The sequence below is a fragment of the Ensifer sp. CCNWLY38 genome (genome assembly GCF_037120565.1).
Taxonomy (GTDB): Bacteria; Pseudomonadota; Alphaproteobacteria; order Rhizobiales; family Rhizobiaceae; genus Ensifer; species Ensifer adhaerens_H.
In genome coordinates this window covers 25,669-50,203 of the sequence record NZ_JBBBBO010000019.1, presented here as the reverse complement: position 1 = coordinate 50,203, position 24,535 = coordinate 25,669, and the positions used below count along the sequence as shown (strand labels likewise).

22 protein-coding genes are annotated in these 24,535 nt (G+C 60.0%); 17 read left to right on the top strand and 5 right to left on the bottom strand.

The genetic code is table 11. The annotated features are described in order from the left end of the window. The first annotated feature begins 35 nt into the window (after positions 1–35). From V7S54_RS30290 to V7S54_RS30280, 3 genes are all read left to right on the top strand, one after another. Positions 36–1,181 carry a glycosyltransferase family 4 protein gene (locus tag V7S54_RS30290; RefSeq protein WP_336409670.1) on the top strand — a complete coding sequence of 382 codons (1,146 nt, stop codon included), beginning with the start codon at positions 36–38 and terminating at the stop codon, positions 1,179–1,181. Beyond that, positions 1,159–2,133: a sulfotransferase gene (locus V7S54_RS30285; RefSeq protein ID WP_336409669.1), complete on the top strand. Its 975-nt coding sequence runs from the start codon at positions 1,159–1,161 to the stop codon at positions 2,131–2,133. Before V7S54_RS30290 ends, V7S54_RS30285 begins: the two co-directional genes overlap by 23 nt. Positions 2,134–2,382: 249 nt before the next feature. Continuing rightward, positions 2,383–3,801, top strand: coding sequence for a pectate lyase family protein (locus V7S54_RS30280; RefSeq protein WP_336409668.1), 1,419 nt, complete (start codon positions 2,383–2,385; stop codon positions 3,799–3,801). 15 nt (positions 3,802–3,816) lie between these two features. Here the strand turns inward: V7S54_RS30280 and V7S54_RS30275 are convergent, their stop codons facing one another. Beyond that, the gene (locus tag V7S54_RS30275; RefSeq protein WP_442892633.1) at positions 3,817–5,157 is read right to left on the bottom strand and encodes a lipopolysaccharide biosynthesis protein; all 1,341 of its coding nucleotides are present in this window, start codon (positions 5,155–5,157) and stop codon (positions 3,817–3,819) included. A 235-nt stretch (positions 5,158–5,392) separates the two neighbouring features. On the opposite strand from V7S54_RS30275, the gene V7S54_RS30270 reads away from it, so the two are divergent. The 6 genes from V7S54_RS30270 (at position 5,393) to V7S54_RS30245 (ending at position 11,296) form a co-directional block, all read left to right on the top strand. After that, complete coding sequence (locus V7S54_RS30270; RefSeq protein ID WP_065377222.1) at positions 5,393–6,640, top strand: polysaccharide biosynthesis/export family protein; 1,248 nt, start codon at positions 5,393–5,395, stop codon at positions 6,638–6,640. A gap of 70 nt (positions 6,641–6,710) precedes the next feature. Then, the gene (locus V7S54_RS30265; RefSeq protein WP_234793224.1) at positions 6,711–7,403 is read left to right on the top strand and encodes a sugar transferase; all 693 of its coding nucleotides are present in this window, start codon (positions 6,711–6,713) and stop codon (positions 7,401–7,403) included. Then, positions 7,400–8,122, top strand: coding sequence for a PIG-L deacetylase family protein (locus V7S54_RS30260; protein ID WP_336409667.1), 723 nt, complete (start codon positions 7,400–7,402; stop codon positions 8,120–8,122). The genes V7S54_RS30265 and V7S54_RS30260 overlap by 4 nt, the downstream gene beginning before the upstream one ends. Positions 8,123–8,154: 32 nt before the next feature. Further along, entirely contained in the window at positions 8,155–9,315 is a 1,161-nt protein-coding gene (locus V7S54_RS30255; protein WP_336409696.1) for a DegT/DnrJ/EryC1/StrS family aminotransferase, read from the top strand. 530 nt (positions 9,316–9,845) lie between these two features. Continuing rightward, positions 9,846–10,268 carry a hypothetical protein gene (locus V7S54_RS30250; RefSeq protein ID WP_336409695.1) on the top strand — a complete coding sequence of 141 codons (423 nt, stop codon included), beginning with the start codon at positions 9,846–9,848 and terminating at the stop codon, positions 10,266–10,268. A 350-nt stretch (positions 10,269–10,618) separates the two neighbouring features. After that, complete coding sequence (locus V7S54_RS30245; protein WP_336409666.1) at positions 10,619–11,296, top strand: dioxygenase family protein; 678 nt, start codon at positions 10,619–10,621, stop codon at positions 11,294–11,296. A gap of 209 nt (positions 11,297–11,505) precedes the next feature. Here the strand turns inward: V7S54_RS30245 and V7S54_RS30240 are convergent, their stop codons facing one another. The 3 genes from V7S54_RS30240 to V7S54_RS30230 form a co-directional block, all read right to left on the bottom strand. Next, positions 11,506–11,694, bottom strand: coding sequence for a hypothetical protein (locus V7S54_RS30240; RefSeq protein ID WP_336409665.1), 189 nt, complete (start codon positions 11,692–11,694; stop codon positions 11,506–11,508). Next, entirely contained in the window at positions 11,684–12,739 is a 1,056-nt protein-coding gene (locus V7S54_RS30235) for a LacI family DNA-binding transcriptional regulator (RefSeq protein ID WP_336409664.1), read from the bottom strand. The genes V7S54_RS30240 and V7S54_RS30235 overlap by 11 nt, the downstream gene beginning before the upstream one ends. Before the next feature lie 67 nt (positions 12,740–12,806). Continuing rightward, positions 12,807–13,997, bottom strand: a complete 1,191-nt coding sequence (locus V7S54_RS30230; RefSeq protein ID WP_336409663.1) for a glucoronyl hydrolase — start codon at positions 13,995–13,997, stop codon at positions 12,807–12,809. Between the two features lie 143 nt (positions 13,998–14,140). Here V7S54_RS30230 and V7S54_RS30225 point away from each other — a divergent pair, with 143 nt between their 5' ends. The 7 genes from V7S54_RS30225 to kduD all read left to right on the top strand — a co-directional run bounded on the left by V7S54_RS30225 (position 14,141) and on the right by kduD (position 21,975). Continuing rightward, complete coding sequence (locus V7S54_RS30225) at positions 14,141–15,067, top strand: carbohydrate ABC transporter permease (protein ID WP_336409662.1); 927 nt, start codon at positions 14,141–14,143, stop codon at positions 15,065–15,067. Next, the gene (locus V7S54_RS30220; RefSeq protein WP_442892632.1) at positions 15,060–15,953 is read left to right on the top strand and encodes a carbohydrate ABC transporter permease; all 894 of its coding nucleotides are present in this window, start codon (positions 15,060–15,062) and stop codon (positions 15,951–15,953) included. The genes V7S54_RS30225 and V7S54_RS30220 overlap by 8 nt, the downstream gene beginning before the upstream one ends. A gap of 34 nt (positions 15,954–15,987) precedes the next feature. After that, positions 15,988–17,067 (top strand): ABC transporter ATP-binding protein, encoded by a 1,080-nt coding sequence (locus V7S54_RS30215; RefSeq protein ID WP_336409661.1) that lies wholly within the window; start codon positions 15,988–15,990, stop codon positions 17,065–17,067. A 46-nt stretch (positions 17,068–17,113) separates the two neighbouring features. After that, positions 17,114–18,397 carry an ABC transporter substrate-binding protein gene (locus tag V7S54_RS30210; RefSeq protein ID WP_336409660.1) on the top strand — a complete coding sequence of 428 codons (1,284 nt, stop codon included), beginning with the start codon at positions 17,114–17,116 and terminating at the stop codon, positions 18,395–18,397. 76 nt (positions 18,398–18,473) lie between these two features. After that, the gene (locus tag V7S54_RS30205) at positions 18,474–20,339 is read left to right on the top strand and encodes a DUF2264 domain-containing protein (RefSeq protein WP_336409659.1); all 1,866 of its coding nucleotides are present in this window, start codon (positions 18,474–18,476) and stop codon (positions 20,337–20,339) included. Between the two features lie 38 nt (positions 20,340–20,377). Further along, complete coding sequence (gene kduI, locus V7S54_RS30200; protein ID WP_336409658.1) at positions 20,378–21,214, top strand: 5-dehydro-4-deoxy-D-glucuronate isomerase; 837 nt, start codon at positions 20,378–20,380, stop codon at positions 21,212–21,214. Beyond that, positions 21,211–21,975 (top strand): 2-dehydro-3-deoxy-D-gluconate 5-dehydrogenase KduD, encoded by a 765-nt coding sequence (gene kduD, locus V7S54_RS30195; RefSeq protein WP_336409657.1) that lies wholly within the window; start codon positions 21,211–21,213, stop codon positions 21,973–21,975. The genes kduI and kduD overlap by 4 nt, the downstream gene beginning before the upstream one ends. A 230-nt stretch (positions 21,976–22,205) precedes the next feature. On the opposite strand, the gene V7S54_RS30190 is transcribed toward kduD, so the two are convergent. Next, entirely contained in the window at positions 22,206–23,240 is a 1,035-nt protein-coding gene (locus V7S54_RS30190) for a LacI family DNA-binding transcriptional regulator (RefSeq protein WP_065377274.1), read from the bottom strand. 158 nt (positions 23,241–23,398) lie between these two features. On the opposite strand from V7S54_RS30190, the gene V7S54_RS30185 reads away from it, so the two are divergent. Next, positions 23,399–24,373, top strand: a complete 975-nt coding sequence (locus V7S54_RS30185) for a sugar ABC transporter substrate-binding protein (RefSeq protein WP_065377275.1) — start codon at positions 23,399–23,401, stop codon at positions 24,371–24,373. Positions 24,374–24,535: the final 162 nt, after the last annotated feature.

The window sequence follows — 24,535 nt, the reverse complement described above, 5'->3', positions numbered from 1 at the left end:
AACCAAACTGTGGCACTGTGCGATTGTGAGGAAGCATGCGACTTGCTTTCGTTGAAGCAGGCCTGGGCGCGGGAGGAACCGAACGGGTCGTCAGCCTTATCGTGAAGGACCGCCATCAGCGCGGCGATGAAGTGCATGTTTTCGCTTTCAGCTCCGATGAAGATGACAGCTATTTTTCGTTGCCCAGCGGTGTAGTGGTCCATCGCTTGCCGGACACCCGGGAGGGCCCGTTGACAAGGAGCTCCTTCAAAACTGTGAATCGGATTTTGCGGCTCCGCGCAGAACTTCGAAAGCTTCGCCCCGACGTCGTGCTCTCCTTTTTGACGAAAATCAACATTGTCTCCCTCCTTGCTACACGCGGACTAGGCATTCCAGTGCTCGTTTCGGAGCGCAACAACCCTGGTGCTCAACCCAAGCATTTCCTCTGGAGATTGATCGAACCCTTGGTTTTGCGGCAAGCGCAACGCTTAATCATGCAAACAGAGGCTATCTCCAAAACTCTACCCGCACCGCTGCGGGCAAAGGCGGTCGTCATCGGCAATCCTTGCGACCGACACGCTGGGCCTGAACCTAACCGTAGCGCCTTACGGGTCGTGGCAGTGGGTCGGCTGGTGGATCAGAAAGGCTTTGATACGCTTATTGATGCGTTTGCCAAAGTATGTGCGGAGGTCCCCGAATGGCGCCTGGCGATTTACGGGGAGGGGCCGGACCGGCGCCAATTGCAAGAGAGAATCCGAGCTCGGCATTTGCAAGACAGAATCTCACTTGCCGGTGTGACGGCAAAAGCCGGGTCCTGGATTGACGATGCCGCCCTCTTCGTTCTCAGTTCGCGTTATGAAGGATTTCCAAACGTCTTGATGGAGGCGATGGCCGGGGGACTGGCGGTTATCTCTACTCGGTGCGACTTTGGTCCGGCGGAGATCATTGAGGACGGGATCTCCGGCTTCCTTGTTCCCGTCGATGACGTCGACCGTTTAGCGGCCGCATTGAAGGTTCTGATGTCAGACGATCGCCTACGCGGAAGATTTGCGGAAGCCGGCTATCAAACAATCCTCCGTTTCTCGACCGAAATCATTATGGCAAAATGGGACACCTGTATCAGGGAGGCGACTGCTACCAACCGGCCAAGCCCAAAGGCATCCGCTCAGGAGGGGTGCGATGAACTTCAATCGGGTGAATGATAGCGCAAAAATGACGTCGGCCGACGCAGATTTCGCCGACATCCTTATCCATATCGGCTATCACAAGACCGGATCGACCTATCTGCAGGACCATTGCTTCCAACCTATCAATGGTTACTCCAGCAACATAGGCGGGTCGAGGGCGCGCATTGTAAAAGACATCGCATTCCCCGACAATTTTAGTTTCGACCACACTATATGTCGACGCCTTTACCTGCCCTATATCGAGGCTGCGCGCGACAAAAGCCTCCGCTTCGTCCTTAGCCATGAACGATTGTCCGGATATCCGCCGAGCGGCAGTTACGACCGCATGCTGATTGCGGATCGGCTTGTGCGCACGTTTCCCGCGGCACGAATTTTGATTGTAGTGCGAGAGCAGATCTCGCTCATCAGATCAATGTACAGTCAGTACATCACTGACGGCGGGGATCTCTCGCTTGATCGCTTTCTCGAGACGCCTGAACCACAATTGGGACGCATGCCTGGGTTCCGTCTCGAAGTCTACGAGTTCGACCGACTGATCCGGCATTATCAGGAACTCTTTGGCCGCGTCCTAGTCCTACCTTTCGAGATGATGGTGCGCGACTTGGAAGGTTTCGTGTGCCGGATCACCGAGTTCATGGAGATGCCGCCTCCCACCTCGGTCCCAAAGGTCGTTACCAACAGCAGGCGTCCGGCTACGATGCAGGTCGTTCAGCGCCTTGCAAACCGTCTCATGAGCAACAACGAACTCAGCCGTGGCGGGATAGTTCGAATCCCGCACTTCGCGCGGCGTTTTGCGCGGATGCAGCCCATCTTCGCGCGCCTAACCCCGCAATCATTCGACGATAGACTGCACAGTAATATCGACCGAAACATACGCGCATTCGTTGCCGGCCATTATCGAGACAGCAATAACCGCGTTATCGAGTTAACCGGCTTGGATCTGAGAATATTCGGATATATGACCTGATCACAATAGGCGGTCCATCGCCCTCGTCTGGCGGCACCCGTCGCTAGCTGGCCGTTTGCGCCGCATCAGTGCTCAGCGGAATCTTTGTAACTTTAAAAGAAGCGTTCGGTCCGTCCGGATACCTCCCACGCTGCGATAGCGTGATTGGCGGCGGCTAGTGCCTTTCGATGACATGCGTTAAAACCAACGTCGTTCGTCCAGCTTTCTTCCCCCGGCGAACGGATGTGGAGCCCGAGCAGGAGATTTCACATGACAAACTTGGCGAAGGCGGTTTCGAGTTCGGATAGTTTGTTGTTTCGCCGGCCTTCTATTTCAGGGTGGTCGCTCGCGGTCACCTGTTTGGCGGCGCTGGCATCCTCGATAGGCCCGACATTGGCCGAGGACCAAGCGGCATTTCCTCACGCTGAGGGCTATGGAAAGCTTGCATCCGGGGGGAGAGGAGGCGCGATCATTCCGGTCACCAATCTCAACGACGCCGGCCCAGGCAGTTTGCGGGCCTGTATTGATCTCAGCAGTCCGCGCAATTGCATTTTCCGGGTCGGTGGTACGATCAGGCTGAAAAGCTCGTTGGTGGTGCGGGAGCAAAATGCGAATCTCTCCATTCTCGGTCAGACAGCGCCGGGTGGAGGCATCCTGCTGACCATCGATCAGACAAACAGTGAGGGACGACACACACCGTTCGTCGTCAAGGGATCGATGAACGTCATCATCCGTCATCTCCGGATGCGTCCGCAGTTCGCCAACTCAGTACCAAATGTCGACGGAATGACGATCGAAAACAGCCGGCTGGTTTATGTGGATCACGTATCGACATCGTGGGCAACGGACGAAAATTTCAACGTCTACGCCAGCACCACGGATCTTACCGTTGCGAACTCGCTATTTGCAGAGGGCCTCAACAAACACAGCAAATGCGCGCTTCTCGGTTCGGATCCACGGGGCCCGCAAAACATCAGCTTCTGGAGGAACGCCTGCGTTTCCAATCGTGACAGGAACCCTGATAATAACCACTATGGGGGGTCCTGCATCGAGATCGTCAACAATGTTTTCTTCAACGCCGCATCCGAATGGGGCGAGATATTCTCGCAGTTCTCCGGCGGAACGCCGATCTCCTACGTCGGCAACTATTTTAAGGCCGGCCCAAGCACGAACGATCTGACCTACGCGATAAACTGGAACGATGCGGCCAGCGTTGACAAGCCGAAAATCTACCAAAGCGGCAACGTCACTTGGGGCTTTGGCAAGAAAACGATTGTCGTCGTTGCGCCCGATACGCTCGGCTTCGTCGTTGATAAGCCACCCTGTCCGTTGGCGATCACCGATCCAGAACCGGCTGAGGCGATTTATGCGTCGGTAACGGCAAACGCGGGCGCCTTTCCGCGTGATGCTGTTGACATAAGAGTGGCCGCCGAAATCGGCCCCCTCGGGCAAAAGGGCGGCGGCAAGATGATCAGGGCGCCCGGCGCTCTGCCGGAGATTTCCAACGGCCAACCGTATCTCGATCCCGACCTCGATGGCATGGCCGACGCGGTCGAGCCGCAGTTCGGCGCCGTTGCGGCGCGCAACGACCCGTGGGCCGATGGTGACGGCAACGGTTGGTCGAACTTCGACGATTTCATGCAGTGGCTCTCAGACGAACGCCTCGTCGGACGTTATCCGAGCAACTGAACACGTTTTGCTTGACTAGACGTGCCGGCGATAGGCGGCATACATCATTGCCAGCCACACGGAAGACATGACGATATGGGCGACGTTGGCGCCCATGGCGCCGATTTGCGGAATGAAGATCAATGCCGTGGCGTAGAAGCCGACGACCGAGATGAGAACGCTCGAAAGTATCCTTTGCTCCTCTCCCATCGCCAGCAATGCGGAACGGAAAACGGCACCGACCAAGTTCATGGTCACTGCAACGGACTGCACTACGACAAGCGGCGCGGCTCCGACAAATTCCGGTCCGGCGGTCCACTTCAGCAACGGTTCGATCGCAACATAGAAACCGGCGCTCATCGCAACGCCGAATGCCAGAAGCAGCCACTGTGTCTGGGAAACCGCGCGGCGAAATGCAGAGCGCGCGCCGGTGACCCACCCGCGGGCGAGTTCGGGATAGAGCACTGTCTGAACCTCGACGCCGGCCTGCTGAGCCAGGCGACCGATGCGTTTGGCGATATGAAACAGCCCAGCGGAGGCCGGATCGGCGAGGTAGCCAACCAGCAGCGTGTCAAGTTCATTGGCGCTGGCTCGAATGGTGAGCGAAAGGTTGGCCGAAATCGCGAATTTCCACAGACCGGGAAAACGTGTGCCCAGTTGTGCCATCGAGGCTGATGCCAATCCGTCTAGCAGCCCCTCGTGCCTGAGGGCAACGAGGGAGAAGGTGACGAGCGAAATCGAGCTCAGCACCTGTGCCGCTATCCAGATCAGCGCAAATTCGAAGATCCCCGCGTCGCTGATGTAGCCGAGAAAACACAGGAGGACGCGCAAGAAGCTCGAGATCACCTGGCCATAGGCAAGCGACGTGAATTTGCCGAAAAGCCTGAGGACCGCGGTTGGCATGCCGGAAATCTGAAACGGCAACACGAAGCAATACATCAAAACCAGCCCCCTCGTACCCTCCGATACGCCGATCAGGGGCGCGGCGAGGAGGACCAGAAGGATGGCGATCAACCAACCGGCGATGGCCGCTGCAACATCCAGGACGAGCCCGAACTTCAGGATCGCACGCAGATCGTCATCGCGTCCTCCCTCTTTCGCCTCAGCTCCGAACTTGATGAGTGGCTGCCAGGACTGGAAGCTGACAAGCCGCTCAACAGCCCTGGTGAATGCGAAACACAAGGCGAGAACGCCATAGTCCGTCGGCCCGAGGGCGCGCGCCGTCAATGCGAAACTGGCGAGCCCGACGATCGAGCCGAGAAAGTTGCCGGCCATTAAATGGGCGACCGCCGCCAGCCTGTCCCTCAGGCTTTTTTCCCGCTTGACGATTTCGTCGAACGCCTTCCTGGCGCCTCGCAGTTTCTTACGGATCGTCACGCACCTCTTCCAGAAGGATTTCCCGACGAACGATAATGTATCTGATTAATGCTTTAGGAGTAATCCGCTCGCGCAAGAAAGGATTAGTAATATTCCCCCGTTTGCCCGTATTATAATGTTACTGCTATCCCGGATTTTCAACCAAATTCCTTTGACTGTCCCGCGAGCCGCGGAATATAGTCTGCGAGCAATACGATTTCCGAGCGTTGTCTTTTCTTTCGAGAGGCGCGATCGCATGGCGGCAATCATAAATTCTTTCCGCAGCCGAAGCCTAACGAGACGCATATCGAAGTATCTGCTCGCGGCGATCCTTTTGCTTTTTCTTGGCCTGACGGCCTGGGAAGGGCTTGCAGCCGAGTACCGGCTGGCGCCCGGCGACATCCTGACCTTCGACTTTCTCGACGATGCGGAACTCCCCGTCACGGTGACGATCTCCAGCGACGGGGATGCTCAATTCCCTTTGATCGGTTCGGTCAAGATCGGTGGGCTGACGGTGACGGCTGCTCTCGACAAACTCCGGTCCGAATACAAGTCCCGCGAAATCCTGATCGATCCGAAGCTTTCGCTCAATATCTCTACCTTCCGTCCAATCTTCGTTCTGGGAGAAGTGCGCAGCCCCGGTTCCTTTCCTTTCTACAGCGGACTGACCGTAGAGCAGGCCGTGGGGCTTGCTGGCGGCACGCAGATTGCTTCCGTCAATCCGTCCGACAGGATCGTCGCGCGCGCCAGGTTGCGCGGCGAAATCGAGGGAGCGGACGCCCAAATTGTTTACGAGGCAGTCTATGCTGCCCGCCTCGTCGCCCAGCTCAAGCATAGTGCGAAGATCGACCTGAAAGACGTGCCCGATGTCGCCAAGGATTTCGTCGACGACCTTCCTCTCAACGGGGTTATCGAGGTTGAGGAGAAGATCCTAAGCGCTGACCTTGCCGCCAGCAAGTCACAGGCATCCATCCTGTCTGAGGGTATCGTCCAGGGGGAAGGGGCGATCGACATTCTCGTTCAGCTGGTGGCGCAGCAAAAGGAAGTGGTTGAGAACAACGAAAAGGATCTTGAGCGGGTCAGTTCGCTTCGCAAGCGCGAACTCAACACCGAAAGCGATCTTTCGAGAGCGAAAAACAATGCGTCGAACGAAAAGTCTCAGTTGCTCGAGACTTTCGCCACACTCGCCCGTTCGCGGCGCGAACTGAGCGAGATGAAGCTGCAGCTCGCCAAACTCGGAGCCGATCGCGAGAAGGAAATACTCATGCAACTGCAGGAGCGCGAGGTGGAGATCAAGAAGCTCATTGCCAGTCGGCAGGCGGCCCAGGAACAAATCCTTCTTATGGCGGCAGCGACCGCGGACGAGGCAAACAAGACCAAGATCACTTACTCCTACGAGATCCGCCGCAATCCCGTCGACGCCAAACCGGTGAGTATCGAGGCTTCGACGCTGACGGAAATGCTGCCGGGAGACGTTCTGGTGGTGGCGATAACGGGGATGTAGGTGCGGAAGGACGTTCGCGTGGCATCGTTGCCCCGGCGGCGTACCGACGTTGTTTTTGACGGAGAGCAGATTGAGACGGGATGGCCAATACACATGCGAGATGGAGCCTACAGCTGGGCTCGCCGAAAACGGCAGGATTGTCGGTGCAATTGTCGCTGGTGCGCTGTTCGTCTTATGCATTCCGCTGATGCTGGCGACGGCGGCATTCGTGTTCTTTGCTCTCGGTCGTCCGCTTCTTTTCCGGCAGTTGCGCGCCGGCATCGGGGCAAAACCCTTTTCAATCGTCAAGTTCCGCACTATGGGCGAAGAGCGTGACGCAATCGGGCAACTTCTGCCCGACCATTTGCGCGAAACGATGTTAACGCGGTTCTTGCGTCGGGTCCGCCTTGACGAACTGCCTCAGTTCCTTTCCGTCGCGCGAGGCGACATGGCCTTCGTCGGACCGCGCCCGCTTGGTCTTACCACCGTTGCAGAGTTCGGCGAACTCGGACGGGTGCGTTGCCGGGTACTGCCGGGCATCACCGGCTGGGCGCAGGTCAACGGCAATACTCGACTGTCGAACGAAGAAAAACTCGCACTCGACGTCTGGTATGTCGATCATGTCGGCCTGAGGCTGGATACCCGCATCCTTTTCCTGACCGCGCTGACCTTGATCTCCGGCGAAAAGCGGAACGATAAGCACCTTAAGGAGGCACGGCGTCATCTTGCCGAGCGATACGGTGCCGCCATACCGCCTGGAGCCGGGGAAGCAGGCCGTCGATGAGCACGCGCGATGAAGCAAGCAAGGGTCCGACACAGCCTACTCCGCTCTCGTTCGGTCGAACCCTGGTGATCGCACCTCACCCCGACGATGAGGTGCTAGGTGCAGGGGGAACGATTGCGCGTCTGGCCGCGGAGGGCGAACGTGTTTTTGTGGCGATCGTGACTGAGGGGCGCCCGCCCGCCTTTTCCGCAGAAAGCGTCGCGACAGTCCGGTCGGAAGCTAAACAGGCTCATACGCTGCTTGGGGTGGAAGAAACCTTCTGGCTTGGCTTTGAGGCGGCCGGTCTCGATCTTGCCGCGCATTCGGCCGTCAACAGTGCGCTTTCGGGTTTGGCTCGCTCCCTGTCACCCGAAACCATCCTTCTCCCGTTTCCAGGCGATATCCATAAAGATCACCAGCTGACTTTCTTGTCGGCGCTGGTGGCGAGCCGGCCGCACCAGGAAAGCTTTCCCCTTCGTATCCTGGCCTATGAAACGCTGTCCGAGACCAACTGGAATGCGCCCTACCTGACTCCCGCCTTCACACCGAACATCTTCGTCGACATTTCGCGTCAAATCGACAGGAAGCTCGAAGCCTTGGCGTGCTTTGCGTCACAAATCCGCCCGCCGCCGCACGAGCGGTCAGCAAGGACGCTGTCGGCACTGGCGCAACTGCGAGGGGCAACCGTGATGAGTGAAGCGGCAGAAGCGTTCGTCCTCGTCCGCTGGGTGCTTCCATAGACGCCAAGATGACGCGGACGCAGGGGTCAAAGATGCGCGGATGGCCTATCTACGATGAACAGCAAATCGCAGACGTCTGCACAGTATTGCGAAGCGGCGAGGTCAACGCCTGGACCGGCTCGCATGTTCGCGCCTTCGAACAGGCCTACGAACGTTATCTCGGAATGCGCCATGCGATCGCGGTCGCAAACGGAACCGTCGCACTGGAACTAGCGCTGCACGCGATCGGTCTGCAGCCTGGCGACGAGGTCATCGTAACCCCAAGAAGCTTCATCGCTTCGGCGTCCTGCGTGGTCATGGCCGGGGGCAGGGCAGTGTTCGCCGACGTAGATGAGGAAAGCCAGAACATAACCGCAGACACCATCGCCCCGTGCCTATCGAAGAGAACCAAAGGCATCATCGCGGTGCACCTCGCCGGCTGGCCGTGCGACATGCACGCCATCAATGCGCTGGCTGCCGACAATGGTCTCTGGGTTATCGAGGACTGCGCTCAGGCGCATGGAGCGTCGATAGCTGGCTCCCCCGTGGGGACCTTCGGCGAGATCGCAGCATTCTCGTTTTGCCAAGACAAGATCATTACCACAGGAGGCGAGGGCGGACTGATCGCCCTGAACGACGAGGATATGTGGCGAAGGGCTTGGAGCCGCAAGGACCATGGCAAAAGCCTGGATGCTGTGTTCAACACGGATCACCCGCCCGGGTTCCGCTGGCTACACCAGTCAATCGGTACCAACTGGCGGATGACGTCCATACAGGCCGTGCTTGGGACCGCCCAACTCGCAGCCCTTGCACGCAGCCACGACATCCGGGCAGCGAACGCGGCGGTCCTTCACGAAGCCACTAAGGATCTGCCGGCGCTTCGCACACCTCTGCCGCCGCCGGATGTCGTCCACGCTTGGTATCGTTTCTACTGTTTCGTCAGGCCGGAGATGCTGCGCGAAGGATGGGGTCGGGATCGCATCGTCGCCGAAATTAATGGTCAGGGCATTCCCTGTTTCAGCGGGAGTTGCCCTGAGATTTACCGGGAACGGGCATTCATCGATCTTGGCATGGTGCCGCCGCAATGCCTCCCCGTCGCCCGCGTGCTTGGAGAAACGAGCCTTGCCTTCCTGGTCGATCCCAGTTTCGATCAGCAGTCAATGAGGTCAACGGCCGAAATCGTTCGGCAAGTCGTCAAAACTGCGAGCCGATAAATGGGCTTTTCGTAGTGAGCGAAAGATACCCTGACGACAGCATCCCGCTCTTGCCCGAAAATGCTGAAATTCTCTTCCATGTGAACCGGGCCACGGGCACCAGGGCCGTCCGGCGGACTGCTGTGAAGCCGCTAGTCGGCCATGGCGGTGACGGACCGATATGCCATAGCTGAAACGGGAAACCTGGCGACCGGAACTCGCAACAACCAAAGTAAGACCTTTGCGGCGAGGAATGGGACTGAAGTCCCATAGAGGAACCTTTAGCGCCACCCTACCTCTCTAAAAGCCCGCACGCCGGAGCGACAATTGATGAAGTTCTAGCCCTGGCATGCTTTTTAAATGCAGACAACCGGGGCCAGATCGACCCTGACCCCTGGCCCCCTTGATTACCTCACCGGCTCCTCAGGGAGCCGTTTTTTTTGGCTGGAGCGAGTTGACTGTGCGGTCTCAGTCAGGGGCAAAGTCAGTTCGTTGCCCGCCGCGCTAAGTGCGTTTTGCGTACGAAAAGCCGTGGAGACATTATGATCACGATGATCACGCGTCGGATGATCCTGGCAGCATTCTGGCCGGCAGTCTGCACCCTCGCCATCTCTTTGCCCTACAGCCTCGAAACGTCGAGCGCCGGGCTTGCGGTCGTCAAAACGGCCGCCTTCGCCAACAATGGTAATGGAGGCGGGGGCGGAAATGGAAATGGCGGAAACGGTGGCGGGAATGGTGGCGGCAGCGGAGGTGGGAATGCTGGCGGCAACAGCGGTGGGAATTCGAAGTCCAACAGCTCCAGTCGTGGGAACGCAAAGGCCAATGGGCAGGATGTCGGCGTTCGCCACGAAGGCGGCATTACCGAAGAGATTGCGAATGGCCGCTACATCATGAAGGATGCCCGTGGACGCACCATCATCAACCGTCGCGCGACGGCAAACGATAGAAAACGGATAGATTCATTCTTGCATTAGGTGAGGGCAGGCGCACAAAGCCGGTTGCGCCATCCTTGTTCGACGTGGATCAGACTTCGCGCGCATCACGTAGCACCATGGCCGCTTTTCGAGGTAGGGCGGTGTAGGTTTCACTATCGTCCCTCGCCTGTTTGGACAGTTCCGATTTCGCTCGGTGGTTGGTTCCAAACGTGAAGGGTACGCATTTTTGTTCTTGGCAGGTGAGGGACCGCCAAGTTTCAAAACACGTTGCGAGTTCGAGAGGCGACTGATTTTCGCGTGCCAATGTTCCCGGCGGCAAGCCTGCCCTGAGCAGCCCTTGCCGGAGCATTTCCAGCTGCCGCGGGCGCTCCAGCAGCAGCCCTCGCCTGATGAAGTTGTCGGTCGAGAATTCTGCTAGCGGCCGCCCCACTTCTGCCCAATGGAGCCGCGACGATCTTGGTTTCCATGTTTGGAGATACAACGCCATGCCGACCCGGCGACAATTCCTTATCAGCTTCGTCGCCACGCCGATTGTGCTGCCGAAACTCGGCCATGCAGCCGGCCCTCCTGCGGAGCTGCCGCTTACGGCCAGTTGCGATGAGGACGACGATCTAACGCCCGCGCAGACCGAGGGCCCGTATTTCACGCCGGGCAGCCCTGAAAAACAGGACTTCGCGAGCGATGCACCGGGCGGTGAAAGGATGACGCTTGCTGGTTACGTACTAACCAAGGACTGCCAGCCCGTAGCAAAAGCGTTGATCGAGTTATGGCATGCCAATGAGATCGGCACCTACGACAATAGCGGATACAAACTCCGCGGACATCAATTCACCGATGCAGAAGGCAAATGGTGGTTCGAGACGATCGTGCCAGGGATCTATCCTGGGCGCACCCGGCATTACCACGTGAAAGTCCAACGGCCCGGTGGGAAGGTGCTGACGACGCAGCTGTATTTTGCCGGTGAGCCGGACAATGAACGTGACCGCATATTCAACGCAGCCTTGTTGCTCGATATTAGGGCGACGAGCGACGGAAAAATCGGCCGCTACGATTTCATAGTGGCGTAACTGGCGCTTTGCATCCAGTCCTTCCGGGGTGGCTCACCTCGTTGGCCGCTGCCGCAGCAGCCGTGCGGTCGCATCCGGCTGCCACGGGTCCGGCACTCGTTGCCAGCGAGGCCCTACGCATTGCCGAAATCTCCAAGATCGAAGACGGGATACGCGGCCGGACGCACGAAAGCGGTGCGACGAGGAGAACTCACAAAGCTGGACGATTTTCAGACGGCCACCGGTGTGAGCCAGGGCTGGTCCAACGCGATCGAACTGTCGACAACGGCGTCCACGAAAGCGACTCCCTTCAGTCCATCGTAGGCAGTCGGAATATCGCGCCCGATTGCAGATGGCTCACGCCCTTCGCGATTGGCGCGCATGGCTTCGGCGAATCCGGCATAGAGATTAACATTCATGCTGCTTCCTTGGCGCAGCAACAGAGGCGCGCTCCACCAGGCGGACGCCGAGATTGACCCGGCGCACATTGATTTCCGGATCGTTGATCCGCTCCAGCAGGAGCTGGATGCCGGCGCGGCCGAGCTCGCCCCGGTCGATCCGCATCGTCGTTAGCGGTGGGCGGCTGTGCCGGGCGATCGCGATATCATCGACACCGATGATCGAGAAGTCATCCGGAACCGAATGGCTGCCGGCTTCGAGAGCCTGCATGACGTTGATCGCGATCAGATCTGTGCTGCAAAAGAATGCGGTCGTGTCGGTGAAGCGTCCCTGCTGCAGCGCCTGCTTTATCGCTGGAGTCGTATCGGGCTCCTGCAGGCCCATGCCACCGAGATCGAAGAGATGCCTGTTTTCGTCGAAGCCGATGCCGGCTTCTTCCAGAGCGACGCGGAAACCTTCGAGCCGTCGCCTTAGCGACAGACGATGGGGTATTGTCACGTGCACGATTTCGCGGTGGCCGGCCGCGAGCAGCCTTTGCGCGGCAAGCCAACCGGCAGACCAGTTGTCTGGCAGCACGCAGGAAAGCCGCATCGTCCGGTCCATGCCGTTGATGATGATGGCCGGGATGCCGCTGTCGACAATCCTGTCGATCATGGCGGGATGGTCCATACCGAGCAGGACGAGGGCGCCAGGCCGGATGTCGCGCAGGATGTCGGTGATTTCCCCGATTGCGATCTCCGCGTCGAGCGAGACGAGCCTGACATCGATCCTAAGCGAGCTTGTACTGGCCTCCGAGAGGACGCCTTGAATGACGTCCTCGTAGAAGGCCGAACTCGCATAGAACTGCGCCGGCATCACCAGCACCGTGCTCTCGACGCCGGCGCGGATCAGCGAGCGGGCGGCCCGAACCTGGTAGCCCAGCCGCTCGGCATGATCGAGAATCTTGCGCCGGCTTTCGTCGCCAACGCCGCCGCGATTGTTGAGCACCTTCGATACGGATGCGACCGAAACGCCCGCGGCATCGGCGATATCCTTGAGTGTCGGGGCGTTCGATTCGTCATCCATATCGACGAGGGTCCTATCTGGCCGGAGTGGGCGAGATTGATCGCGGCTGCATGGTCATGATCGTCCACTACCAGAAGAAGCGCGTGTGCCCAAGCGAACGCATCAGTGCCTCCATGAAATAATAGTCGCCATAGGGCAGCATGGCGTCGGAATAGCCGGCACTGGCATGGGCCGCCCCATGGGCGAGCAAGCCTTCCGCCTTGGGATCGCGGGTGAGGTCGCAATTGTCGAGCAGGCCGCCGATCAGGCGATCGCCGAAAGCGTACCAGCGCGACGCCTCCTCGGGTTCGCAAAGCCCAGCGAGGATGAAAACGCCGGCGGCCATGATCGCGCCGGCCGAGCTATCCCGCGGCGCGGTCTTGGCATCGGGCACCGAATAGTCCCAGACAGGAACGTCGTCGTCGCCCATCAGAACTTCTGCCTTCGCCGCCAGGCGCCTGGCCGCGTCGACGAAAGCCGGGTTCCCTGTCGTCGCAGCGCATTGCGCATAGCCATGGATCAGCCAGGCCTGACCGCGCGACCAGCAGGAATCGTCCGCATAGCCCTGGTGGGTCTCTCCGCGCAGCGGCTTGCCGCTCGCCGGGTCGAACAGAAACGTATGGAAGCTCGTATCGTCAGCACGAACCAGGTGCTTCAACGTCGTTGCGGCGTGGCCGTTGGCGGCTTCGGCAAAATCGTAGCGACCGGTCTCGCCATGCGCCCAGTGCAGCAGTGCGAGGTTTTGCATCGTATCGACGATGACGCGCCCATTGACGAATTCGGAGCGTATGCCGCCGTGGATCGAGCGGGCATTCCAGGCCTGAATGTATTGTCCATCCGGCCGGTAGCGCTCGAGCAGCCTTGCCGCTGCCTCAAGAGCGAGATCGCGTGCTTCCCGGTCTCCCGTCAGAAGCCACTCGGCAACGCAGCTCAGCGAAAACTGGAAGCCGAGATCGTGGTCCTGGGCATCGCGAAGGCGCAAGATGTCACGAAACACGGAACGGCGAGCGCGGGCGGCGTTCAAGAAGCGTGGGTCGCCGGTCAGCTGCAGCGCAAGCCAGAGCTGGCCGGCTTGAAAGCTTACGACCCAGTCATAGGGGCCGCAGAAGCTCCACGTCTGGTCCGGCAGTCCGATCTTCGGATTGCGCAACCCGATGGCCGGCATGGTCTGGAGTAGTTTGGCAGTGCAGCGCTCCAGAGCCTGCTGGTGGCGCTCGCGATTGGGACGTTGGCCAATCATCTCGACCGCGTTGAAGTAGCTGTTTCGTTCTATGCGCATTGATAGGCCTCACGTTGGTTTCGTGAAGTTTTCGCATGATTACGATAATTTCGTCAACTACGAAACTTTTTGTTGACTGGAAAAGTTTCTGACGATAGGTGTTGGATGCTCGGGAGGAGCCGGGCATGGTTGGAGAACGTACAATGTCCACACTGGGGACAACGGAGAGGCCGGCTGCGGGCGGCCGGTTCAGGTTCGGGGACAGTTTAGCCGGTTACGGCTTTCTGACGCCGTGGCTTGTCGGCTTTTTTCTGCTGACGCTCGGCCCGGCGATCGCATCATTCTATTTGTCCCTGACCGACTACAGCGGTCTTGGTGCCGCCAATTGGGTTGGCCCGGAAAACTATGTGCGTATCGCCACCGACGATCCGCGCTTCTGGACCGCAATGAATGTGACCTTCACGTTCGTGCTTCTGTCGGTGCCGTTGAAGCTCATCTTTGCTCTGGCCGTGGCGGTGGCACTGAACAGGGGGCTTGAAGGTCTGTCGTTCTTTCGCGCGATCTTCTACCTGCCGTCGCTGGTCGGCGGCAGCGTCGCCGTGGCTGTGCTGTGGCGGCAGGTTTTCGCCGGAGATGGTCTGCTCAATCAGGCGCTCAACGCGCTATTCGGCTTCGAAGGGCCAAGCTGGATCTCGAATCCTTCGACATCGCTCTATACGCTCGTTCTCCTGGCCGTATGGCAGTTCGGGTCATCGATGATCATTTTTCTGGCTGGCCTGCGGCAGATCCCGCAGGACATGTACGAGGCGGCCAGCATCGATGGCGCGGGCAAGACGCGGCAGTTCTTCAAGATCACCCTGCCGCTGCTGACGCCGGTGATTTTCTTCAATGCCGTGATCCTGACGATTGACGCCTTCAAGGCCTTCACCTCGGCCTTTGTCATCAGTGACGGGACCGGCGGACCGATCGACTCCACGCTGTTCTATACGCTCTACCTCTACCAGGAGGCCTTCACCAACTTCCGCTTCGGTTATGCCTCGGCGCTGGCCTGGGTCCTGGTGCTCATCATCGCCTTCTTCACCGCCATGTCATTCCTGACGGCCAGGTACTGGGTACACTACGATGACTGATGCTGCCCTTTCGACGAACACCATCGCATCGCGCGCCGACGCCGCCGAACCCAGCGTATCGCCGTGGAAGCGGGCTCTGCTTTACGCGCTGCTGGTCGCGGTCAGCTTCCTGCTGCTCTATCCGCTGCTGTGGATGGTCGCGAGCTCCTTCAAGCCGGACAGCGAGATCTTCACCTCGACAGGGCTGATCCCGACCGATCCCACGGTCGATGCCTATCGTCGCGGCTGGAGCGGCCTCAGCGTCAGCTTTGGCTGGATGTTCTTCAATTCGCTGGTGATTTCGCTGCTGGTCGTCGTCGGCAATCTCTTTTCCTGCTCGATGGCGGCCTATGCCTTCACGCGCCTGCGTTTCAAGGGACGCGGCTTCTGGTTCACGCTGATGCTCGGCACCTTGATGATGCCGCAGCATGCGGTGCTGATCCCGCAATATGTCCTGTTCCTCAAGCTCGGCTGGGTGAACTCCATCCTGCCACTCGTGGTGCCGAAATTCCTGGCGATCGACGCATTCTTCATCTTTCTGATGGTGCAGTTCTTCCGGGGCATCCCGCGTGAACTCGACGAGGCGGCGATCATGGATGGCTGCGGGCCGCTGCGCATCTTCCTGAAAGTGATTCTGCCGCTCTCCACGCCCGTCCTGGCGACGGCAGCGGTGTTCTCGTTCATCTGGACCTGGGACGATTTCTTTGCGCCGCTGATCTACCTGAATGACATCGAGAAATACACCGCCCAACTTGGCCTTCGCACCTTCGTCGACTCCACCGGGACGTCCGATTGGGGCTCGCTGTTCGCCATGTCGACGCTGACGGTGCTGCCAATCTTCATTCTCTTCATCCTGTTCCAGCGACTGCTGATCGAAGGCATCGCGACAACCGGCATGAAGCGCTGACACAAACGGAATATGAGAGATAGGGACGAAAACGATGACGACGCTGGCTTTGAACAAGATCAAGAAGAGCTTTGGCAATCTCGACATCATCCGCGGCGTCGACCTGGCGATCGGCTCCGGAGAGTTCGTGGTCTTCGTCGGTCCTTCGGGCTGCGGCAAGTCGACCCTCTTGCGCATGATCGCTGGCCTCGAGCCGATCAGCGGTGGTGAGCTCTCGATCGGCGGCGAGCGCATGAACGAAAAGGCGGCAAGCCAGCGCGGCATCGCCATGGTCTTCCAGTCCTATGCGCTCTACCCGCACATGAGTGTGTACAAGAACATGTCTTTCGGCCTTGAAACAGCAAAGATGCCGAAGCCGGAGATCGACAAACGTGTGCGCAAGGCGGCCGACATCCTGCAGATTACCCATCTGCTCGATCGCAAGCCGAAACAACTTTCTGGCGGCCAACGCCAGCGTGTCGCGATCGGCCGGGCGATCGTGCGCGACCCGAAGATCTTCCTGTTCGACGAGCCGCTCTCCAACCTCGACGCGGAGCTGAGGGTCCAGACGCGCGTCGAGATTGCCAAGCTGCACAGGGACATCGGGGCGACGATGATCTACGTCACCCATGACCAGGTGGAGGCGATGACGCTTGCCGATCGCATTGTCGTCCTGCGCGCCGGTGTCATAGAGCAGCACGGCACGCCGCTCGAAATCTACAACCGGCCCGCCAACCGGTTCGTCGCCGGCTTTATCGGCTCGCCCAAGATGAATTTTCTCGACGTCGTCGCTGGCGACGTCCGCGATGGCGGCGTTTCGGTCCACATTGCCGGCCAGCAAGCGCGGCTGCCGATCGATGAGCGTGTCGCGGCCGGCGCGAAGCTGAGCCTGGGCTTACGGCCCGAACACATTGGAATCGATGGGGCCGGCGGGCTCGAACTCGGCACGCTGACGGTTGTGCATGTCGAGCATCTCGGTGGACAGACCATCGTCTACGGCCGGCTTGCCGACGGGCAGTCGCTGACGGTCGCTCTCGACGGCCAACGCGCGATCAGTGCGGGCTCCGCGCTCACGGTCAGGATTGCTGCAGAAAACTGCCACCTGTTCGACGAAGCCGGCGATCGCATCGGCTAAGCGTCTCAAAAAGGGGATCTCAAAACATATCATGGAGGAGGAGAACATGATCAACAGACGCCATTTCTTGCGCAACGCCGCGCTGTTCGGTGCCGGCGCCACGCTCGCAACAATGCCGGCCTTCCGCGCCTTCGCGGAGGAATCCATGCGCCTCTACTGGTGGGGCACACCCAGCCGCGCCGAGCGCACGCTGGGCGCGGCCAAGCTTTTCGAGGCGGCGCACTCCGGCGTGAAGATCGTCGGTGAGGTGGGTGGCAGTGACTACTGGGCAAAGCTCACAACGATGATCGCCGGCGGGAATGCGCCTGACATTTTCCAGCTCGAGCCGAGCCGCTTTGCCGACTACAGCCGTCGGGCCACCAACCTGCCGCTCAACGACTATCTCGGCAAGGTGATCCGCACCGAAAAACTGGTGCCGGGCGTGCTTGATCTCGGAACGGTCGACGGCAAGGTCACCGGCATGCCGCTGTCGCTGAACGCCTTCGCGTTGATCTACGACGCGGACGCCGTGGCGAAGGCCGGGCTTGCAGCACCTTCGGCAAAGACCACCTGGGACGACTTTGCCAAGCTCTGTATCGACCTCACTAAGGCGATGGGCAAGAAGAACGTCTGGGCGGTTGGAAACGCCTCGCGTTACATCTTCGCCTTCGAGGCGTTTCTGCATCAGCGCGGCAAGAAGCTCTACACCGAGGCCGGAAAGCTCGGCTACGAGGCAAGCGACGCCGCTGATTGGTTCGGTTATTGGGAAAGCCTCACCAAGAACGGCGGCTGCGTGTCGGCCGAGGTTCAGGCGCTGGACAAGGTGCTTGTCGACAGCAACCCGCTTGCAACCGGCAACGCGGTCATGGCCATTGCCTTTTCCAACCAGCTGCCGGCCTTCCAGAAGATCTCCAAGAGCACGCTCGACATCACGTCGCTGCCGGTCAGTTCTGCCGGCGGCCCTTCCGGTCTTTTCTATCGTCCCGGTCTGCATTGGTCGATCGCCAGCACGGCGAAGAACCCGGAACTTGCGGCGCAGTTCATCGACTTCTTCGTCAACGATCTGGAGGCCGGGAAGATTCTTCAGGTCGAGCGAGGCGTGCCCGTGAACACCGACGTGCAGGCGGCCGTTCTCCCGTCGATCGACGCGACCGCGAAGAAGACCGTCGATTATGTCAACAGCATCGCAGACCGCGTCGGCACCTACCCGCCGGCCGTGCCTCTTGGCGCCGGTGAACTGGACGAGCGCGTCTTCCGGCCGCTCGCCGACAAGGTCGCTTTCGGCCAGTTGTCGCCGACCGATGCGGGCAGCGAACTCATCTCGGCGGCCGACCGCATCCTCAAGGCCTGAGCATCCGCTCCATTTTGCCGAGCTGCGCGGGAAGTCACCGTTCCCGCGCGGCAACCTCTGAACGGAAGCCTTAAGCATGACCGACACGATCTTTCCCTCTAGCCTGTTCAAGCCCTGGGCAGCCAATCCGCTGAAAAGCCGCGCCGACGTCGAGACCGCGCTCAGGGCGCTGGTAGAGCCGGTCGAGAAGTACCGCTCTCCTGGGGGCGCACGCATCCGGCTGGATGCTCACGCTGCGCATTTCGACCAGGAATCCGCCGACATGGAGGGCTATTCGCGGCTGCTCTGGGGGCTGGCGCCGGCTGAGGTCGGCGGTGCGACGTGGATCGACTGGGCGCCGATCGCCCGCGGTCTCGCCAATGGCTGCGATCCGGCACACCAGGAATATTGGGGCGAATGCTTCGACTGCAGCCAGCGCCTGGTGGAACTGGCCGCGATCGGTTTCGCGCTACGACTCGTGCCAGACAGGCTCTGGGCGCCCCTGTCTGAGGCCGAACGCCGCAATGTCGCCGCCTACCTGCTGAAAGGTCATGCCTGCGAATACAGCGACAACAACTGGAAATTCTTCCGGCTGCTCGTCGGCATGGGGCTGAGCCACGTCGGCGTCGACTATGACCGGCGGCTCGACGAGAAGTACCGGCGCGAACTCGACGGCTTCTATCTCGGCGATGGCTGGTATCACGATGGCGATACGCGGCGCGCCGATCACTACATTCCCTTCGCCTTCCACTTCTATGGCTTGATCCTGGCGGCACTCGATGGCGCCGACTGGACGAACAGATATCGTGAGCGCGCCCGGTTGATCGCCGGCGACGTGGCCCGCTGGTTCGCCGATGACGGGCCGGCGCTTTGCTTCGGCCGCTCGATGACCTATCGCTTTGCCATCGCCGGCCTCTTCGGCGCCATGGCGCTCGTCGGCGATGAGACGATCCCCGTCGGCGAGCAGAAGGGATATTTCCTGCGCCATCTGCGCTGGTGGGCAAAACAGCCCTTTGCCGCGCGCGACGGCGTGATGCCCGTCGGCTATGCCTATCCCAACCTGATCATGTCGGAACCCTACAACTCCGCGCAATCGCCCTACTGGGCGCTGAAGGCCTTCCTTCCGCTGATGCTGCCGGAGGACCATCCGTTCTGGGCGAGCGACGAGGCTATCTGCCCCGAGCGACCGGCCGTCTCTGCCCAGCGTCATATCGGCTTCCTGATTACCAATCCGCCGGGTGATGCCATTGCGCTCTCCAGTGGCCAGCACACAAGCGCCGAGAACACCTTCATCCGCTTCGCGCCGGAGAAATACGCCAAGTTCGCCTATTCGGCGCGTTATGGCTTCAGCATCGAGAACGATCTCTGGCGGTTCCACAATTCCGTGCTCGAATCGATGATCGGCTTCAGCGACGACGGCGTGCACTTTCGTGTGCGCGAAACCAACGAAGAGGCCCTGATCGCCGACAATGTTCTCTATGCGCGCTGGCGGCCCTTTGCCGATGTCTCGGTCGAGACCTGGCTCTACTGGGATGGTGAGTTCCACGTCCGGCTCCATCGCATCGACACGCCGCGGCCGCTTGAGACCATCGAAGGCGGCTTTGCTCTCGGACGTGATGCCGGCGAAGTTCGTAAACAGGATGCTGGTCGCGCCGTCGTTTCCACGGCGACGGACCTGTCGGCCATGATCGATATCGGCTCGTCGGTCCCTCGCAAGGGGCGCTGCCACATCGCGGCGCCGAATACCAATCTGGTATCCGCAAAGACCGTGGTTCCTCAATTGCTCGGCACTGTTCCTGCCGGCGTCAGCACCCTGGCGGTGGCGGTCCTTGCGCAGGGCGATCCGGCAGGCGGCGAAGGGAAACTTTCCCGCTTGCCCGCCGCGCCGGATGTCAAGGAGCTCCGAAGGCTCCTGTCGGAGCGGGGAACCACCGTAACGCTGATGCGCGGCGTGCCGCTTTGACATCAACCGATCCTCCCGTAACGACCGAAAGACCTGATATGACACTCCCCGATTTCTCGTCCCGACACGCCATCGACCCGCTCGCCGCAGCGGCGATGGGGACGGATGAACTGCGCCACAACTTCCACATCGCCGGCCTCTTCGAGAGCGATCGCGTCAACCTCACCTATACCCATTACGACCGCATGGTGGTTGGCGGGGCGATGCCGGTTGAGACAGAATTGACGCTTGAAGCCATCAAGCCGATGGGGACGAAGACGTTTCTCGAACGTCGCGAGCTGATTGCCGTCAACATCGGCGGGCCGGGGCGTGTCGTCGTCTCCGGCAAGAGCCACAGTCTCGGTGCGCGCGACATGATCTATGTCGGCATGGGCGAGGACGTGGTTCTCGTTTCCGACGATCGCGCGAACCCGGCGAAGTTCTATTTGCTGTCGGCGCCGGCGCATCGAGCCTTCCCGACGGCGCTGTTGACGATCGCTGGCGCGAAGCGCCTCGATCTCGGCAGCCTGGAGACGTCGAACGAACGCTCGATCTTCCAGTTCACCAACGGGATCGAGACCTGCCAGCTGGTCGTCGGCATGACGGAACTGAAGAAAGGCTCGGTGTGGAACACCATGCCGGCGCATATCCATGACCGGCGCATGGAAGTGTATCTCTACTTTGATCTTCCGGAGCCGGCGCGGGTTTTCCATTTCCTCGGCGAACCCTCCGAGACGCGCCATATCGTGATGGCGAATGAAGAGGCGGTGCTGTCGCCAGTGTGGTCGATCCATTCCGGTTGCGGCACCTCCAACTATGCCTTCATCTGGGCGATGGCGGGCGACAACGTCGATTACACCGACGCCGACCCGGTGCCGATGGAGACGCTGCGATGAGTGATCTTTCCGCCTTCAGCCTGGAGGGAAAGCGCGTGCTGGTCACCGGCGCCAACACCGGGATAGGCCAAGGTATTGCAGTTTCGATCGGCCGGGCCGGCGGCGAGGTGGTCGCGGTCGGGCGCTCGTCCATGGCGGAGACGGTCGAAAAGGTCGAAGCAGCGGGCGGCAGGGCTGTGCCGTTTGCTTGCGATCTCGCCGATGGCGATGCGGTCAAGCAGTTGATCGATCGCGTCTGGGAGAAATGCGGCACGCTGGACGGAGTGGTCAACAATGCCGGGATCATCCGCCGGGCCGCCTCGGTCGAACTCTCCGAGGCGGACTGGGACGAGGTGATCGACCTGAATTTGAAGGCAACCTTTATCCTGAGCCAGGCCTATGCGCGCAGACTTCTTGCCGAGGAGCGGGCAGGGCGGATCGTCAACATTGGCTCTCTGCTGTCCTTCCAGGGGGGTATTCGTGTCGCCTCCTACACCGCCTCAAAGCATGGGGTGCTGGGCATCACCCGCATCCTTGCAAACGAATGGGCAAGTCAGGGCATCAACGTCAACGCGATCGCACCCGGTTACATCGTGTCAAACAATACTGAGGCATTGCGCGCTGACGTCGATCGCAGCGCCGCGATCCTTGACCGCATTCCGGCAGGCCGCTGGGGCACCCCGGACGATATCGGCGAGGCTGCCGTCTTCCTGCTGACGCCGGCGTCACGCTACATGCATGGTGCCGTCATCCCGGTTGATGGAGGATGGTTGGCGCGATGAACGGAGATGCGTTGGCGGGCCGTTCAGTGACGCGAGCACGAAGCGCTTCGAAGATCCCACAATGTTTCGACCGCAACTGATGATCTCGGCCGACCGAGCGTTTCCCAGGCAAGAGTGAAGGCGCTTCCTCACCGTCCAAAGCGTGTTGCTGTGGGCTGTTCGTTGTTGAGAGAAAGTCGACCTTTTCGCTCGCAAGCTGGCTCATCGCCGTGAGCTTGGTGACTTTCATCTCACATGTTCTCAGGCGTCACGATGTCAAAAGCAACGGTTCGATGGATCGTGCTGCCCGGCGCGCCTTGGGTGATCGTCTCAACCATGGTCTGCACCAAAGTTGCGGACGTCTTCTCCAAGGGATGGCAAAGGGCTGCCGTGATCAGCCCTTCGGACAAACCTTTTCGTGTCTCCGGCCCGATATCACGGCACACCACGCGGATGTTCTTGCGCCGCTCTTCGGGCGCTTCTCTCAGAGCTCTCAGGACCCCGGAAATTCCACCCCCGACAATCAGGATGCCGACGAAGTCATCTGTTGTCGCCAAAAGCTCCTTGACCATCTGATATGCCTCGCTCGATTCCTCATGGGTCGGGCGACTGTCTTCAATCGTCAGATGGGGCGCGTGTTCTCGCATATAGGAGCGGAAGCTTGCATCGGAAACGTCCTGGCATTGGTAACGATGGTTGCCGATGAAGACGGCAATGCGCCCAGGCCCGTGCGTCATGTGCCCGATAAGCCAGGCCGCCGTTCGCCCCATCTTCCAGTTGTCGGCCCCGACATAGGCGGCCCTTTCCCTGGCGGATTGGTCGGTAATGTAGGCTGTGACCGGTTTGCGCTTGTCGTGCAGTTCGCGGATGGCCTGGGCGATGACGGGATGATCTGCGGCGATAACGGCGACGGCATCGCAGGTCTCGCCGAGCGCCTTCAGCCGACCTGCAATGTTTTCTGGCGTCAACAGATCCACGAAATCGATGACAGGCTCGACCACCTCGTCACGTCTTGCATGACACGCCTCGGCGATCTTTTTGCCAAAGAGCTGATAGAGATCCCTGTTTGATTGCTGGAGCAGGAAGCCAAGTCGATATTTCGGCGTTGTCTTTCGCAGGCGGTCTTCGATGGCTCCGGCGCCGTAAAAGCCAATACGCTCTGCGGCCGCCTGGACAAGCTGCATCGTGGTGCCTTTGACCGCGCCGCCGCCACCAAGAATCCTGTTGACCGTGGAGATGGAGACGCCCGCCTCTTGTGCAAGGTCGGCAATGGTCGGTCGACGCATGATGTTTCCCTCGATGCTCGCGAAGTGTATCTTTGTGAATGACACAAGATGATACTTTTTGAATGTTCAGTATGATTTGTCATTCCTGAAGTTTCAAGCAGGAGATATGTTTCTCTTCACGGGTCACGCCAGGGGGCGGGCCAAGGGAGGAGACTGAGATGAATAGAATTCGCCGTCTCGCGGCAACCGTTTCGGCTGCCGCTATCATTACCTGTGCCGCAACGGCTGTTATGGCCGCCAACATCTTCGTTGTGGGCGGCAAGCCCGATGATCCGTTCTGGTCGATCGTCAAGCGTGGCGCCGAGGACGCCGGCAAGGTGGTGGAGGCGCAAGGCGGATCGGTAACCTGGCTAGGGCCGCAGAACTACGACAACCTTGGTGTCGACGCGGCGGAACTGATCCGTCAGGCCATCGACCAGGGTGCCGATGCGATCGTCGGGCCAAACTGGGTGCCGGAAGCGATGGATCCGGCGTTCAAGGCCGTTGTCGATGCTGGCATTCCACTGGTCATCTATAACGCGGGCGGTATCGAGGCGGCCGACCGCCTCGGCGCCATGAACTATGTCGGCTCCAACGACTACTTGTCCGGCAAGGCCGCGGGCACCTATTTCGCCAAGCACGATCTGAAAAACGCCGTATGCCTCAACACGCTGCCAGGTGCGGCGAACATCGAAGCGTTCTGCAAGGGCATGATCGACGGGGTCACAGAAGGTGGCGGTGTCGGCGCGGCCTTGCCGTTGCCGGCAACCTCTTTCGGTTCGGCGACCGCGGTTGCCCAGGCGCTCAAGGCGCACTTGCTGCAAAATCCGGACATCAAGGCCGTGTTTACGATTGGCAATGTCGACACGAACTCCGCCGTCAACGGTGTGGCCCAAGCCGGCAAGCAGGGGCAGGTGCAGGTCTGTGGCATGAACATGGACGAAACGATCCTGAACAACATCAAGAGCGGCACCCAGCTTTGCGCGATCGATCAGCAGGGCTATCTGCAAGGTTACCTCGCGGTCTCGATCCTGAATGGCAAGGTAAACTATGGACTTAGCGTCCCGACCCGAGAGATCCTGACGGGGCCCGGCGTGATCGACAAGGAGAACGTCGAGGCTACTTTGGCCGGTGTGAAAGCCGGTGCGCGCTGAGCCCCGCTAGAGCATCCTGCCCTCAAGTGGAATCACTGTGGGCAGAAAGATGCTCTAGAATCAAAGTGCTAGAGCGTCCTTTGTGCGTTCATATGAACGCGCGGCGCTCTGGTGTCGCGAAGCTGCCTGCCGCTCGGGCAGGCTGCTTCAGTCTTCCAATCG